The sequence below is a fragment of the Streptomyces sp. RKAG293 genome, assembly GCF_023701745.1.
Taxonomy (GTDB): domain Bacteria; phylum Actinomycetota; class Actinomycetes; order Streptomycetales; family Streptomycetaceae; genus Actinacidiphila.
This window is the reverse complement of the sequence record NZ_JAJOZB010000001.1, coordinates 6,111,557-6,126,425: the sequence shown is the minus strand read 5'-3', so window position 1 is coordinate 6,126,425 and position 14,869 is coordinate 6,111,557. Positions and strand designations below refer to the sequence as shown.

Annotated in this window: 15 protein-coding genes; 8 read left to right on the top strand and 7 right to left on the bottom strand. The window is 70.8% G+C overall.

The window, feature by feature from the left end:
* Positions 1–45: 45 nt before the first annotated feature.
* Both LNW72_RS27300 and LNW72_RS27295 read left to right on the top strand, forming a co-directional pair.
* Entirely contained in the window at positions 46–1,365 is a 1,320-nt protein-coding gene (locus LNW72_RS27300) for an ATP-binding cassette domain-containing protein (RefSeq protein WP_250977772.1), read from the top strand.
* Positions 1,362–2,255, top strand: coding sequence for an ABC transporter permease (locus LNW72_RS27295; protein WP_250989641.1), 894 nt, complete (start codon positions 1,362–1,364; stop codon positions 2,253–2,255). The genes LNW72_RS27300 and LNW72_RS27295 overlap by 4 nt, the downstream gene beginning before the upstream one ends.
* A gap of 11 nt (positions 2,256–2,266) precedes the next feature.
* On the opposite strand, the gene LNW72_RS27290 is transcribed toward LNW72_RS27295, so the two are convergent.
* Positions 2,267–2,593 carry an ATP/GTP-binding protein gene (locus LNW72_RS27290; RefSeq protein ID WP_250977771.1) on the bottom strand — a complete coding sequence of 109 codons (327 nt, stop codon included), beginning with the start codon at positions 2,591–2,593 and terminating at the stop codon, positions 2,267–2,269.
* A 195-nt stretch (positions 2,594–2,788) separates the two neighbouring features.
* On the opposite strand from LNW72_RS27290, the gene LNW72_RS27285 reads away from it, so the two are divergent.
* Positions 2,789–3,817: an LLM class flavin-dependent oxidoreductase gene (locus tag LNW72_RS27285; RefSeq protein ID WP_250977770.1), complete on the top strand. Its 1,029-nt coding sequence runs from the start codon at positions 2,789–2,791 to the stop codon at positions 3,815–3,817.
* A gap of 39 nt (positions 3,818–3,856) precedes the next feature.
* Here LNW72_RS27285 and LNW72_RS27280 read toward each other — a convergent pair whose 3' ends face one another.
* A complete protein-coding gene (locus tag LNW72_RS27280; protein WP_138357354.1) occupies positions 3,857–4,249 on the bottom strand; it encodes an SCO5389 family protein in 393 nt (130 codons plus the stop codon).
* A gap of 224 nt (positions 4,250–4,473) precedes the next feature.
* Here LNW72_RS27280 and nucS point away from each other — a divergent pair, with 224 nt between their 5' ends.
* Positions 4,474–5,136, top strand: a complete 663-nt coding sequence (gene nucS, locus LNW72_RS27275; protein ID WP_198357678.1) for an endonuclease NucS — start codon at positions 4,474–4,476, stop codon at positions 5,134–5,136.
* 85 nt (positions 5,137–5,221) lie between these two features.
* Here the strand turns inward: nucS and LNW72_RS27270 are convergent, their stop codons facing one another.
* The 4 genes from LNW72_RS27270 to LNW72_RS27255 form a co-directional block, all read right to left on the bottom strand.
* Positions 5,222–7,663: an ATP-binding protein gene (locus LNW72_RS27270; RefSeq protein ID WP_250977769.1), complete on the bottom strand. Its 2,442-nt coding sequence runs from the start codon at positions 7,661–7,663 to the stop codon at positions 5,222–5,224.
* Positions 7,664–7,834: 171 nt separating this feature from the next.
* Positions 7,835–8,134 (bottom strand): STAS domain-containing protein, encoded by a 300-nt coding sequence (locus LNW72_RS27265; protein ID WP_138355950.1) that lies wholly within the window; start codon positions 8,132–8,134, stop codon positions 7,835–7,837.
* 130 nt (positions 8,135–8,264) lie between these two features.
* Complete coding sequence (locus LNW72_RS27260) at positions 8,265–9,113, bottom strand: 3-hydroxyacyl-CoA dehydrogenase family protein (protein WP_250977768.1); 849 nt, start codon at positions 9,111–9,113, stop codon at positions 8,265–8,267.
* A gap of 80 nt (positions 9,114–9,193) precedes the next feature.
* Entirely contained in the window at positions 9,194–9,331 is a 138-nt protein-coding gene (locus LNW72_RS27255; RefSeq protein ID WP_250977767.1) for a hypothetical protein, read from the bottom strand.
* A 110-nt stretch (positions 9,332–9,441) separates the two neighbouring features.
* On the opposite strand from LNW72_RS27255, the gene LNW72_RS27250 reads away from it, so the two are divergent.
* Complete coding sequence (locus LNW72_RS27250) at positions 9,442–10,014, top strand: cob(I)yrinic acid a,c-diamide adenosyltransferase (RefSeq protein WP_250977766.1); 573 nt, start codon at positions 9,442–9,444, stop codon at positions 10,012–10,014.
* Between the two features lie 39 nt (positions 10,015–10,053).
* Here LNW72_RS27250 and LNW72_RS27245 read toward each other — a convergent pair whose 3' ends face one another.
* Positions 10,054–10,605 (bottom strand): hypothetical protein, encoded by a 552-nt coding sequence (locus LNW72_RS27245; protein ID WP_250977765.1) that lies wholly within the window; start codon positions 10,603–10,605, stop codon positions 10,054–10,056.
* A gap of 154 nt (positions 10,606–10,759) precedes the next feature.
* On the opposite strand from LNW72_RS27245, the gene LNW72_RS27240 reads away from it, so the two are divergent.
* The 3 genes from LNW72_RS27240 (at position 10,760) to LNW72_RS27230 (ending at position 14,793) form a co-directional block, all read left to right on the top strand.
* The gene (locus tag LNW72_RS27240; RefSeq protein ID WP_250977764.1) at positions 10,760–11,971 is read left to right on the top strand and encodes a histidine kinase; all 1,212 of its coding nucleotides are present in this window, start codon (positions 10,760–10,762) and stop codon (positions 11,969–11,971) included.
* Complete coding sequence (locus LNW72_RS27235) at positions 11,968–12,618, top strand: response regulator transcription factor (protein WP_250977763.1); 651 nt, start codon at positions 11,968–11,970, stop codon at positions 12,616–12,618. The genes LNW72_RS27240 and LNW72_RS27235 overlap by 4 nt, the downstream gene beginning before the upstream one ends.
* A 150-nt stretch (positions 12,619–12,768) precedes the next feature.
* Positions 12,769–14,793, top strand: a complete 2,025-nt coding sequence (locus LNW72_RS27230) for a glycoside hydrolase family 18 chitinase (protein ID WP_250977762.1) — start codon at positions 12,769–12,771, stop codon at positions 14,791–14,793.
* Positions 14,794–14,869 lie beyond the last annotated feature (76 nt).

Below are 14,869 nucleotides of genomic sequence, written 5' to 3'. Positions count from 1 at the left end.
AAACCTCACGGGGGCACGTGCCCCGGTTGAAGGCGAGGGGCAAGCATGATCGAGGCAACGGGCCTCACCAAGCGCTACGGCGCGAAGACGGCTGTGTACAACCTGTCGTTCCAGGTCCGATCGGGCGCCGTGACCGGCTTCCTCGGACCCAACGGCTCGGGCAAGTCCACCACCATGCGGATGATCCTGGGCCTGGACGACCCGTCGGCGGGCCGTGTCACCATCGGCGGCCAGCCGTACCGGCAGCTGACCAACGCCCCCCGCAGAGTCGGTGCGCTCCTCGACGCCAAGGCCGTGCACGGCGGCCGCAGCGCGCGCCAGCACCTGCTGTGCCTGGCGCAGCTGTCCGGCATTCCGGCCCGCCGGGTGGACGAAGTACTGGGCGTCGTCGGGCTGCAGGACGTCGCGTCGCGCCGCTCCAAGGGCTTCTCGCTCGGCATGGGCCAGCGGCTCGGCATAGCGGGCGCCCTGCTCGGCGACCCCGAGGTGCTGCTCTTCGACGAACCGGTGAACGGCCTGGACCCCGAGGGCATCCTCTGGGTCCGCAACCTCATGCGGAAGCTCGCCGCCGAGGGCCGCACGGTCTTCGTGTCGAGCCACCTGATGAGCGAGATGGCGCTGACCGCCGACCACTTGATCGTGATCGGCCGCGGGCAGCTGCTCGCCGACATGAGCGTCAAGGACTTCATCGCCCGCAACTCGACCGCGCACGCCACGGTCCGCACCCCCGACGACGCCGGGATGCGCGAGAAGCTGTCGAAGGCGCTCAGCGAGGCCGGCGGCCTCGTGCAGCCCGAGCAGGACGGCGCCCTGCGCGTCACCGGCCTGGAGCTGCCGCGGATCAGCGACCTCGCGCACGAGATCGACGTCCGCCTCTGGGAACTGTCGCCGCACCAGGCCTCGCTGGAAGAGGCGTACATGCGGATGACCAGTGGCGCGGTGGACTACCGCTCCACCCAGGACCCGCGCCAGGGGCTGCAGCAGCCCGCCCCGCACCCGCAGCAGGGCTACCAGCAGGCCGGTTACCCGCCGCAGGGCCAGTACCCACAGGGCGGTTACCCGCCGGCCGGTTACCAGCAGCAGGCGCCCGCCGGCTGGGGTCAGCCGCCGGTGCAGCAGGCACCGCAGCAGCAGTACGCCCAGCCGCCGGCGCAGCCCTACGCGCAGCCGTACGGCCAGCAGCCCGCGGGACCACCGCCGCAGCCGTACGCGGCGACCACCGCGGTACCCGCGCAGCCGCCGGTCGTGCCTGCCGCCCCGGTCGCCCCGGCTCCGCCGGCCGCGCCCGCCGCGCCCGCCGCGCCCCCCGTGGTTCCGCCCACCGCTCCCAGCCTCAACAAGTCCGACAGCGAGGACGCCCGATGACCGCCCCCGTCCCCGCCCCCGGCGCTCCCTACGCGTACACCCAGCAGTACACGTCGCCGATCCCGGTGCAGAACACCACGCTCGCGCACGCGCTGAAGTCCGAGTGGACGAAGATCCGCACGGTGCGCTCCACCGTGTGGACGATCAGCGTGATGCTCGCCGTCGTCATCGGCATCGGCCTGCTGGTGACCATGGCGATGAGCAGCAGCGACTACGTCGGGGCGCCGCTGCTCAGCGGCGGCCTGTTCGGGCTGATGCTCGGCCAGCTCGCGGTGATCACCCTCGGCGTCCTGGTGGTGACCTCCGAGTACAGCACCGGCATGATCCGTACGACGTTCACCGCCTGCCCGAGCCGTTCCCGGGTGCTCACCGCCAAGGCGATCGTCTTCTTCGGCCTGTCGTTCGTGACGACGACCGCGGCCTGCGGCATCACCGCGCTCATCAACTCCGCGGCCCTGTCGGACCAGAAGGTCCCGTCCTCCGCCTACGAGGACTCGGTGATGCGGGATTCGATCGAGGCCGGCAAGGTCGTCGCCCACGGCGGCCAGTGGCTGGGCGCCACCGTCGGCGCCGGTCTGTTCGTGGCGCTGCTCGGTCTGCTCTCACTGGCGATCGGCACCCTGCTGCGGCACTCGGCGGGCGCGATCACGGCCATGATGGGCGTGGTGCTGCTGCCGCTGATCCTCGCGCTCTTCATGTTCGCCGAGAGCATGCACTCGCTGCGCGACTTCCTGATCAAGTACTCGGCGCTCAACGGGCTCGCGTCCATGTACCGGATCCCGATGGACGGCGGCACCAGTACCGGCTGGCCGGGCCTCGGGCTGCTGGCGATCATCACGGCGATCGCCCTGGCCGGCGCCTACGCGGTACTGGCCAAGCGCGACGTCTGACCGCACTTTCTTCAGTAGCGCGGTGCGTTACGGGACCGCTGCACCCTCGTGGTGCGGCGGTCCTTCGCGTTCCAGCACGCCCGGTGCCAGTGCCTGCGGTCGTCGACACCGCCGCCGTACTCCGGCCAGGCCACCAAGTGGCCGACGGCGGGCGGAATCTCCTGGTCGCAACCCGGGCACCGGTAGCTCTTGCCCGCGGCACTTCCGGCGATCGGCCGGACCGACCACTCCTCGCCCTGCCAGGTCTCGGTACGCTCGGGACCGCGGCCCGTGCCCGATTCCCCGGGACGGTCGGCGGGGCTGTCACCACCGCGCGGGTGGTTTCGACGCGGCGACATGGGACACCTCGCGGTTCGGTCGGATCGGGGCGGCTCGTCCCAGAATACGCGGCGGGTCACGGGGCGGACGTTCCTCCGATCGCGCCCCCACCCGCCCCCGTCCGACATCCGTTGCCGAAAATCATGAAATCGCTGCGGCAGGCCGTGCCTTTGGCACGTGTCAAGCGTTAGTGCCTGTAGAGGAGGGAGTGACCGATGCGTGTTGGGACTTTTGTTCTCGCGGCTCAGTTCCCCGGCCAGGGCCAGGGTGAGGTGCTGCACCGGGCGGTACGGTCGGCCGAGCTGGCCGAGTCCGCGGGGGTGGACACCGTATGGCTGGCCGAGCACCATTTCGTTCCGTACGGAGTCTGCCCGTCCGCGGTGACGCTCGCTGCGTTTCTGCTGGGTCGCACCAGCACCATCGGGGTCGGCACGGCGGTCAGCGTGTTGCCGACCGCCCATCCGGTGGCGCTCGGCGAGCAGGCCGCACTGCTGCACATAGCCTCCGGCGGCCGTTTCACCCTCGGCGTCGGGCGCGGCGGCCCCTGGGTGGACCTGGAGGTCTTCGGCGCCGGCCTCGAAGCCTTCGAGCACGGCTTCCCGGAATCGCTGGACCTGCTGATGCGCTGGCTGCGCGAGCCCCGGGTCGGGGCGGACGGACCGCGCTATTCGTTCCGCGAGGTGCCCGTCGTACCGCGCCCGGACGAGCTCGACGAGCCGGGCCCGCCGGTCGTGGTCGCCTGCACCTCACCGAACTCCGTCCGGCTGGCCGCGGAACGCGGTCTCCCGATGCTGCTCGGGATGCACTGCGGCGACGAGGAGAAGGCCGGGATGGTCGAGCTCTGGCAGCTCACAGCGCGGGCGGCGGGGCTCTCCCCCGAAGTCATCGCGGCGGCCGGGGCCGAGCATGTGTCGGCGGGCGTCGTCCAGATCGCGGACAGCCGCGCGGACGCGGTCGAGGCACTGGTGAAGGCGATGCCCGGCTGGCTGCAACGCGGCCTGGCCGCCCATCAGACCGTGGACGGCAGCGCCCGCGCGATGCGGAACCCGCTCAGCTACACGGAGTTGCTCTGCGATCTCCACCCGGTGGGTACCGCCCAGCTCTGCGCCGACCGGCTGGCGGCCACCTCCGAGCGGACGGGCATCACCCGCTTCGCGCTGCTGGTGGAGGGCTCGGGAGATCTGGCTGTCACCGAGGAGAACGTCATGCGACTGGGCAGCGACGTGCTCCCGCAATTGGCCTGAACCGGAGGCGGGAGCACGTGGACCGCTGTCACATGAGGATCAGCAGTCCCTGAACTCCGGTGACTGGTTGAGCAGTTGGGAGCGCACGGACGTGAACTTTCCGTAACTCCCGTCAACGGCCGGGTCGAGCGGGAAGACCGCTACCCGGTGGCAGTTCTGGAACGCGAGTCGGACCCCGAAATGGCGCTGCAGGGCACCGCGTATCGCGTCACTCGCCAGCGCGCGCAGCAGCTGACCGCGCGCCTGTTCGTCCGGCGGCGGCACCTGGTTGTCGGCGAAGGAACCACCGTCAACCTTGAGTTGCGCCACCAGTGAACTGATCATCTCCCATGCGTACGGCAGGGATGTCCGGACGCAGTCGACGAATTCCTTCTCGTCGACCTCGCCTCGCTCGGCCTGTTCGAGGAGGGCCGGTGAGACGTCGAGCGACATGGGTACTCCTCTCGTGACCCCGCAATGTGCGGAGCCAGACGGACATGGACCGGAAACCGGCCGAGCTTCTCCCGCACGACGGCTTCCACATACAACGGTAGGCGGCACGGTCCTGGCGCACCAGGAGGTAGCGCCCACAACCGGCCATTTTTCAACAGTCGCCCGGACCCTCCCCTTGAGGGCGAATCGCGCACGGGGCGGGGCGTCGAGTAGCGTTGCCCACCATGCGCCTCGTCATTGCCCGCTGCTCCGTGGACTACGCGGGCAAGCTCTCCGCCCACCTTCCGTCGGCGACCCGTCTGCTCCTCGTGAAGGCCGACGGTTCGGTCTCCATCCACGCCGACGACCGCGCCTACAAGCCGCTCAACTGGATGTCCCCGCCGTGCACGCTCAAGGTGGGCGACGACGGTGTCTGGACGGTGGTCAACAAGGCCGGTGAGCAGCTGATCATCACCATCGAGGAGGTCCTCCACGACTCCTCGCACGAGCTCGGGATCGACCCCGGCCTCATCAAGGACGGCGTCGAGGCCCACCTCCAGGAACTGCTCGCGGACCGCATGGAAGTACTGGGTGCGGGCTGGACCCTGATCCGGCGCGAGTACATGACGGCGATCGGGCCGGTCGACATCCTGTGCCGGGACGCCGAAGGCGTCACGGTCGCGGTCGAGCTCAAGCGGCGCGGCGACATCGACGGCGTCGAGCAGCTCACCCGCTACCTCGAGCTGCTGAACCGCGACCCGCACCTCGCCCCGGTGAAGGGCGTCTTCGCCGCCCAGGAAATCAAGCCCCAGGCCCGCGTCCTGGCCACCGACCGCGGCATCGGCTGCGTCGTCCTCGACTACGACGCGATGCGCGGCATCGAGGACGACAAACTCCGCCTGTTCTGATCGCAGGCCGTTCCGCTCACGAGCGGATCGCGCTAGGCGCGCTGAGCCCCGACCTGGGAGTTACTACCGGGCCGGGGCTTTCGCGTTACGGAGTGGTGCCGTTGCCGCCGGTCGTCGGCGGATCCGTGGTGGGCGGCGGAGTCGTCGTGGGCGGCGGAGTCGTCGTCGGCGGATCCGTGGTGGGTGGCGGTGTCGTATGCGTCGGCGGGGTCGTGTGCGTCGGCGAGCCTGAGCCGCCGCCTGTCGTGCCCGGCTTGGTCGACGGCGTGTGTCCCGGCGTCGAGGACGTCTGACCGCCGTTGCCCGGCACCGACGACGCGCCGCCGGAGGTCGCAGGCTGCGTGGTCGGCGCCGTGCCCGTCGTCGGCGTGCCCGGTTTCGTTGAGGTGGTGCCGTCCGTCGTCTGCTGGTCGGCGGGGAGGCCTGCGTTCTGGTCGTCCGGCTGGGCGGACTCGACGGGCTTCACGTTGTTCGGCACGTTGCGGTTCTCGCTGCTGCCCGCCGAGGTGCCGAGCGTGACGACGGTGCCGATGATCGCCGCGAGTGCGGCGCCCGCGCCCGCGGCGAGGAGGTTGCGGCGGGAGTTGCCGAAGACGGTCCGTGCGGTCCTGCGGGCCGGCAGGCCGCCCGCGGTGAGCCGCTTGCTGATGACCGTGACGGGCGGGTCGTAGGAATCGCGGCCGGGAGCGGCGGACGCCGCGAGGTGCGAGTCCGGGCCCGCGCCGGGTATCTCCAGGCCGGCGCCGGGCAGCGTGAGCGCCACGGAGCCGCTGGAACGGTCGTTGACGAGCGCGAGGGTCCGTCGGCCCACCAGGGTGCCCTGGCGGTCGGCGAGCGCCCCGCGCAGGGCTATGGAAGCCTCCAGCTCGGCCCGGGCCCGGTCGAGGCCGCCGGTGCAGAGCGCCAGGACGCCCAACTCGTGATGGAAGTACGCCTCTTCGGCCACTTCGCCGGCCAGCCGGGCTGATTCCTGCCCGATCCGCAGCGCCCGCTCCCAGGCGCTCCAGTGCAGTGCGCCGGCGAACGCGGGGGCCGCGGTGCGGGCGAGGAGGACGGCGTTGCTGGGGTGTCCGGCGTCGCGGCAGGCGGCCATCGCGGCGAGGATCGCCTCGGCCTCGGTGGCGGCCCGTTCCGGGGCGACCGAGGGGTGGCCCGCCCACCAGGCGTAGTGCTGGGCCGCGGCGAGAGCGAGGGCGGTGTCCTCCGACTCCGTGGAGAGTCCCACGGACAGCTGCTGACGCACCCCGGCGGCGAGCCGGTAGTGCGAGGCGACGGGGACGGCGAGGCCGCAGGCGGCTATCTCGCCGAGCGCGGCGTCACCGTGGGTGTCGCCCACGAGCGCGGGCAGGTGCGAGGGGTGCGGGCATTCGCCGTCGAGCGCGACGGCGAAGTCCAGCGCCTGCTGGGCCGCCTCGCTCAGCCGGGACGCGAGCAGTTCGGCGGGCGCGGCGCTCTCGGCGAGCGACGGCAGCGGTATGCGGCCAGCGGGCTCGGCGTCGAACGGGCCGGTGTCCTCGGGCCCTGAGCCCGAGGTCCAGACGGAGTCGTCCCACTCCTGCTCGGCCTCGATCGGGTTGCGCAGGACGTCGCGCTGCCGCAGCAGCGCACCGGCCTGGAAGAAGCGCAGCGGCAGACCCTCGGACTCGAACCAGAGGTCTGCTGCCCAGGCGGCCTCCTCCTCGTCGAGCGGGCGCTCCACGACGTGCTCCAGCAGGGCCAGGCACGCGACGCGGGTGAGGCCGGGCAGGAAGACCTCTTCGATCAGCGAGTCGGGCGCGGGGGCGGCGACGTCCGGGGTCGCGGTGATCAGAAAGGCGCACTCCGGCACGGCGTTCAGCAGCTCTTCGAGCGCGGTGCCGCCGAATTCCAGGTCGTCGAGGACGACGATCGCGCCGACGTCGCTGAGCAGCTCCAGGAGCCGCGGACGGTCGGGGCGGTATCCGTCGGCCTCGTAGACGAGGGCGAAGAGGTCCTGCAGCAGGTCGGCGGAGGTGCGGCGGTAGCCGGACAGCCGCAGTATCCCGTCGGGCGCCAGGTCGGCGCAGGCGTCGGCGACGACGTCCAGCAGCGAGCTGCGGCCGGCGCCGGAGGGGCCGGTGACCCGGACCGAGCGGCCTCGGGCGAGCAGCCGGACGAGCCGCTCCCGTTCCTCTTCGCGCTCCAGCAGGGGCAGCTCGGGCGCCCGCGGGCCCGGGGGCAGCTGCGGTCGGCGGTCCTTGGCCTGCCGCAGCCGGTCCTGCGGGGTGCGGCGCGCGGGCGCGCGCCGCTCCTCCGGCGGGCACTGCGCGACCTCGCTGCCGTCCACCGGGTTGATGGTGAGCAGGAAGTCGCCGGCGACCACCTGGACGACCCGGGCGGGGCCGGGGCGACCCGGGTCCCCTTCGGGCCACAGGGTCTCCCCGCCGAAGACGGGGGCAGGCTCGCGCGGCGGGCGCGGTATGCGCGCCAGCGCCATGGTCTCGTCGGCGGCACCCGTCTCGGGCTCTGGTGCCGCGAGATCGTCTGGTCGACCGGAGTGTGGGTCCATTGTTTCCGCCCCCCATATGCGTCGCGTACGGGGTCGTGTCGGACCACCGTAGTCCGCTTAGTCGGACCGGTCCGGTTCCCCTCCTCGACCCACCGTGTGGCAGGCCGGAAACCGAACTCTAAAGCCCCGGACAGTATTGCCGAAGGGCAGGGGCGTTGCGCTCCCCTTACATCACCTTTCAGCCTCGATCGCCAGGATTCGGTGCAGTCGTGTGGCTACGAGCAGCCGCTGCATCTGTGGCGGAACGCCCCGCAGCACGAGCCGTCGGTTGACCCGGCCCGCCCTTCGGTGCGCTCCCATGATCACGCCCAGGCCCGCGGCGTCCCACGAATCCAGTGCTGTCAGGTCCAGCACAAGATCGCCGCAACCGGAGTCCACGGCGGTGTGCAGGACGGTACGGGCGTCCGCCGCGCTGCGGACGTCGAGACGGCCTCCGACGACCAGCTCGGCATGGTCGCCCTGGATATGCATAAATCGCTCCCGGTGGAGTGATGGTGTGATGGGTTCCGCGATGGCTCACCACAACTGACGGTTCGTCGCATATAAACGTTGCCGTCTGTGAGCGAACCGATACCGAATTCACTCCTGGGAGTGAAAAGGGTTAGTACGTGTAGAAGCCCTGTCCGCTCTTCCGGCCCAGGTCGCCGGCGTCGACCATGCGGCGCATGATCTCCGGTGCGGCGAACTTCTCGTCCTGCGACTCGGCGTAGATGTTGCCGGTGGCGTGCAGCAGGATGTCGACGCCGGTCATGTCCGCGGTGGTCAGGGGACCCATCGCGTGGCCGAAGCCGAGCTTGCAGGCGATGTCGATGTCCTCGGCCGACGCGACCCCGGACTCGTAGAGCTTGGCCGCCTCGACGACGAGCGCCGAGATCAGCCGGGTGGTGACGAAGCCCGCCACGTCGCGGTTGACGACGATGCAGGTCTTGCCGATCTCCTCGGCGAAGGCCTTGGCGGCGGCCAGCGTCTCGTCACTGGTCTTGTAGCCGCGCACGAGTTCGCACAGCTGCATCAGCGGTACCGGCGAGAAGAAGTGGGTGCCGACGACGCGCTCCGGGCGCTCCGTGACCGCCGCGATCTTGGTGATCGGGATGGCGGAGGTGTTGGAGGCGAGGATGGCGTCCTGTCGGGCGATCTTGTCGAGCGCCCGGAAGATCTCCTGCTTGACCTCGATCTTCTCGAACACCGCCTCGACGACGATGTCGGCGTCGGCGACGGCTTCCAGCTCGGTGGTGGTGGTGATCCGGGCGAGCGCCGCCTCGGCGTCCTCGGCGGTCATCTTCCCCTTGGCGACGAACTTCCCGTACGAGGCCTGGATGCCGCCCAGACCGCGGGCGAGCGCCTCGTCCGTGACGTCACGCAGCACCACGTCGTAACCGGCTGCCGCCGATACCTGAGCGATGCCGGAGCCCATGAGACCGGCTCCGATGACGGCGAGCTTCTTCGCCACGACACACACCTTTACGTTCGGGGATTCTGGCCGGACCTTAGCGCCCGCTCACACCCCCGCGCAGTAGGAAGAGAGGCGGGTCACTCTGTGTCTTTCGTCGCATAGTTGAGGATCTCGTCGCTCAGCAGGGCTTCCATGGCGTCCAGTTTGACCAGGACCGCCCGCGAGACCTCGTTGGGCTCGCCGCCGTCGGCCATCGCGCGGCCGATGCCGCGCATCACCGTGTTCTGCAGCCAGGCGATCTGACCGGCTACCAGGTCCGACCGGTGTCCGTGACGGTGGGCACACGGGTCTTCACCAGGGCCGGTGCGTGACTACGCTCGGCCGTATGGTCAATCTGACGCGCATCTACACCCGCACCGGGGACACCGGCACGACCGCCCTCGGCGACATGAGCCGCACCGCCAAGACCGACGTGCGAATCTCGGCCTACGCGGACACCAACGAGGCGAACGCCGCCATCGGGGTGGCCATCGCGCTGGGCTCGCTCCCGGCGGAGGTCTCCGCGGTCCTCACCCGAGTGCAGAACGATCTCTTCGATGTCGGTGCGGACCTCGCCACGCCGGTGGCCGAGGACCCCAAGTACCCGCCGCTGCGCGTCGAGCAGTCGTACATCGACAAGCTGGAGGGCGACTGCGACCGCTTCCTGGAGGAGCTGGAGAAGCTCCGCAGCTTCATCCTGCCCGGCGGGACCGCGGGGGCGGCCCTGCTGCACGCCGCCTGCACGGTGGTCCGGCGCGCGGAGCGCTCGACGTGGGTGGCGCTGGAGCAGTACGGCGAGATCATGAACCCGCTCACCGCGACGTACCTCAACCGGCTGTCGGACCTGCTGTTCATCCTGGCGCGGACGGCCAACAAGGAGCTCGGCGACGTGCTGTGGGTGCCGGGCGGCGAGCGCTGACGGGCGCCGCTTCCCGAAGGACGGGCCGTCCGGTAGCGCTCAGGCCCGCCGGACGGCGGCCGGCTCGCGCTTCGGCCAGATCGTGTAGCCGGCGGCGATGACCAGGTTGATGCCGGTGATCATCGCCATCCGCAGTTGCCACTGTGTCAGCGCGTCCGTCCGGTCCGCGTCGCCGACCGCCCATTCGGCCGCCTGCAGCAGCACCACGGCGATGACCGCCGCGAGCGCGGTGCGGGCGAGCATCCGCCACTCGTGGACGGCGCGTGCCCTGCCGTACTTCGGCGCTCCGGCCGGCTTCGGTCCGCCGGCGAAGCGGTGGGCGAAGTGGCCGTCGGCCCACCGCACCATGGAGTGGCCGTAGGCGATGGAGAAGCCGATGTAGGCGGCGGCCAGCCCGTGCTTCCCGTCGGCGGTGGCGCCCGCGCGCAGGTCAAGGACGGTGGCGGCGAGCAGCACCACGTCCACCAGCGGCACGCAGGCCAGGACCACCGCACCGGCCTTGGGCCGCCGCAACGGGTAGCGCAGGACGAGCCCGGCGGCCAGCACCAGCCAGAAGCCGATCTCGCACGCGACGATCACGGTGATGATCATTGCCTGATACCTCTCCCTCGGTTTCCTCCAGCCTCGCGGGCGTCCCGCCCGGTTGCGTCGTCGCGCCTGACGATCCGCGTCTGCATCCTTCGATGTACCGGCCTACGACCGGCAGACGACGCCCGGACCCCCCGCGGCGTGCTGTGATGGACGCATGCCGCTCGCCCTCCCCCGCCCGCACCGGACCGATGTGCGGATCGCCGTCGCCGGGCTGCTCGGCGGGCTGGTGATGTGGTCGTTCGGCCTCTTCACGCATTCGGGCCGGGGGCATGTGATCCCGCCCTACGGAACGCTGTTGCCGCTGACGCTCATGGCGGGGTGCGAGCTGCTGCGCCGTACCGCGCCGGCCGTGGCGATCATCACCGGTGTGGTGGCCCTGACCGCCGACATGATCCTGGGGTCCCTGCTGGTCACGGTGCTGATGTTCACCGACATCGTCTACGCGGCCGTGCTGTACGGCCCGAAGCGGATGACCCGGTCGGTGCCCGCCGTGAGCATCGTCATGACGACGGCGATCACCATCACCCTGGCGCTGACCCAGCGCAACGCGCAGGCGCTGTCCGGCGGCCTGATCTGCGCACTGATCTCGGTGGCCCCGGCCTGGAGCGGGATCATCGTCCGGCAGCACCGCGACACCGCGGACGCGGCGACGCTGCAGGCCGAGCAGACGACGCTGCTGGCCGAGCTGGACCGGCAGCAGGCGGTGACGGCGGAGCGCGCCCGGATGGCGCGGGAGCTGCACGACATGGTCGCCAACCACCTCTCCGCGATCGCCATCCACTCCACGGCCGCGCTGTCGATCGACAAGCGCGAGGGCCCGGCCCGTGACGCGCTCGGGGTGATCCGGGAGAACAGCGTCCAGGGGCTGTCCGAGATGCGCCGGCTGATCGGGCTGCTCCGGGACACCGAGGGGGACGCGGCGCCGGCCGCCGCGCCCACGCTGAAGGCGCTGGACGCGCTGCTGGGGCACGCCCGCGCCGGCGGCGCCGAGAGCGGCCAGACGTTCGCGCTGCGGGACGACCGCCCGCACGACGCTCCCCCGCTGTCGACTCCCGTCGAGCTGGCGGCGTACCGGATCGTGCAGGAGTCGCTGACCAACGCGCTCAAGCACGCGGCGCCCGGCGAGGTCCTGGTCGTGCTGGAGCAGGACGAACAGGCCCTCACCGGCACCGTCAGCAGCCCGTTCGGCGACCGGGACGGTCCGCGCGCGCCCGGGTCCGGTTCGGGGCTGATCGGTATGCGGGAGCGGGCGGAGCTGCTCGGCGGCTCCTTCGAGGCGGGCCTGGAGCAGGCCGCTGACGGTGACGGCAAGGTGTGGCGGGTGCGGGCGGTACTGCCCGTCGACTGCGGGGGAAGAGCCGGATGATCCGTGTGGTGGTGGCCGAGGACCAGAGTGCCGTGCGCGCCGGGCTGGTGATGATCCTGCGCTCCGCCCCCGACATCGAGGTGGTCGGCGAGGCGGCCGACGGCGAGGAAGCGGTGCTGCTGGCCCGCGAACTGCGGCCTGACGTGGTGCTGATGGACATCCAGATGCCACGTCTCGACGGTGTCGAGGCGACCCGGCGGGTGGTCGCCGAGCAGCTCGCGGACGTCCTGGTGCTGACCACCTTCGACCTGGACGAGTACGTCTTCGGAGCGCTGCGCGCGGGCGCCGCCGGCTTCCTGCTCAAGGACACCGACGCGGAGCGGCTGCTGGAGGGGGTGCGGCTGGTGGCGCGCGGCGACGGGATGATCGCCCCGGCGGTCACCCGGCGGCTCATCGAAGCGTTCGCCGGGCAGCCGGTGAAGCGGTCCGCCGACCCCGCCGTTCTGGACGTACTGACCCCGCGCGAGCGCGAGGTGCTGGCGTGTCTCGGCAGCGGGCAGTCGAACGCCGAGATCGCGGTGCGGCTGGAGATGGCTGAGGCGACGACGAAGACGCACGTCAGCCGGATCCTGGGGAAGCTGGAGATGCGCAGCCGGGTCCAAGCGGCGGTACTGGCACAGGAGTTGGGTATGGTCCAGACCTCTTGACCTATGGTCCAGACCTTTCTACGCTCACCCACACAACAGATGGTGAGCGGACCATGACAATCACGCGATGATCCACCGTCGGAATGACTGTCGGGCGTGCTCTCCGGGCGGCGCAGGTTCCCCCCTTCCCCCCAACCTCGAGGAGCACCCTTGAGAACAGGAACCGCACAGCTCTTCCGGCGCAGATCAGCCGCGGTCGCCACCGCGCTGCTGCTCCCGCTGGCCGCGATCGTCGGTCTGGCCACCCAGGCGAGCGCGGCCGCGTCCGCCACCGCGACCTACGCCAAATCGTCCGACTGGGGCACCGGGTTCGGTGCCGGCTGGACCATCAAGAACACCGGTACGACGACGATCACCTCCTGGACCGTCGAATGGGACTACCCCACCGGCACCTCGGTCACCTCCTTCTGGGACGCGACCGTCACCCACACCGCCAACCACTGGACCGCCAAGAACGTGGGCTGGAACGGCACCCTCGCCCCCGGCGCCAGCGCCAGCTTCGGCTTCAACGGCGCGGGCTCCGGCAGCCCGAGCGGCTGCAAGGTCAACGGCGGTTCCTGTGACGGCGGTACGGTGCCACCGGGCGACAACCCGCCATCCGCCCCCGGCGCCCCCACGGCCAGCGGCATCACCAACACCTCCGCCACCCTCTCCTGGACGGCGGCGACCGACGACAAGGGCGTCAAGAACTACGACGTCATCCGCGACGGCAACACCGTGGCGACCGTCACCGGCCTCACCTACACCAACACCGGTCTGACCGCGGGCACCGACTACGTCTACACCGTCAAGGCCCGCGACACCATCGACCAGACCGGCCCGGCGAGCAACGCGGCCATCGTGCACACCACCGGCGGAGGCGGCGGCGACCCGGGCGGCACGTACGCCAAGGTCGGCTACTTCGTGCAGTGGGGCATCTACGGCCGCGGCTACACCGTGAAGTCCCTGGTCAGCACGGGCGCGGCGGCGAAGCTCACGCACATCAACTACGCCTTCTCCAACATCGACCCGGCCAACCTGACCTGCATGAACGGCGTCACCAAGGCCACCACCAGCAACCCGGAGGACCCCAACCAGGGGGACGGCGCCGGTGACTCCTGGGCGGACTACGAGAAGGGCTTCAGCGCCGGCGAGTCCGTCAACGGCAGCACCGACACCTGGGACCAGCCGCTGGCCGGCAACTTCAACCAGATCAAGCAGCTCAAGGCCAAGTACCCGAACCTCAAGGTCAACATCTCGATCGGCGGCTGGACCTACAGCAAGTACTTCTCGGACGCCGCAAAGACCGCGGCCTCCCGGCAGAAGTTCGTGCAGTCCTGCATCGACATGTACCTCAAGGGCAACCTGCCCGTCAGCAACGGACGCGGCGGCCCCGGCTCCGCGGCCGGTGTCTTCGACGGCGTCGACATCGACTGGGAGTGGCCCGGCTCGCCCGACGGGCACCCCGGCAACCACTACTCCACCGCGGACAAGGCCAACCTCACCGCGCTGCTGGCCGAGTTCCGCACCCAGATGAACGCGCTCACCACGACCACCGGGAAGAAGTACCTGCTCACCGCGTTCACCCCGGCCGACCCGGCCAAGGTCGACCTCGGCTGGGACATCAGCGCCAACGGCATCTTCAAGTCGATGGACTTCGCCAACGTCCAGGGGTACGACTTCCACGGCTCCGGCAGCGACAACAGCTGGGAACCGCTCCGCACCGGCCACCAGGCCAACCTCTATCCCGACACCCAGGACCCGTACACCACCCACTTCAGCGTCGAGGGCGCCGTCAACAAATACCTCGGCGCCGGCGTCAGCCCCCGCCAGCTCACCATCGGCCTCGCCTTCTACGGGCGCGGCTGGCAGCAGGTCACCGACGGTGGCGCGCACGGTGAATGGCAGGCGGCCAACGGGGCCGCGCCCGGCCAGTTCCCCGAGGAGTCCGGCACCCGCGGCTACAGCAACCTGATCGCCTCGGTCGGCGGCCTCACCGTCTACCACGACGAGCAGTCCGTGGCGACGTACGGCTACACCGGCGCCAACGGCCAGTGGTGGAGTTTCGACGACACCTGGTCGATCGGCAAGAAGAGCGCCTGGATCAAGTCCAAGAACCTGCTCGGCGCGATGATCTGGGAGATGTCCGGTGACACCGGAACCCTCATGACGTCCGTGGACAGCGGGCTCAAGTAGAAGCCCCCCGGCCGGGGCCCGACACGCCGCCCGTCGTCCCCGGCCGGGGACAGCCAGAAGCCCTCGACTGCCGTGC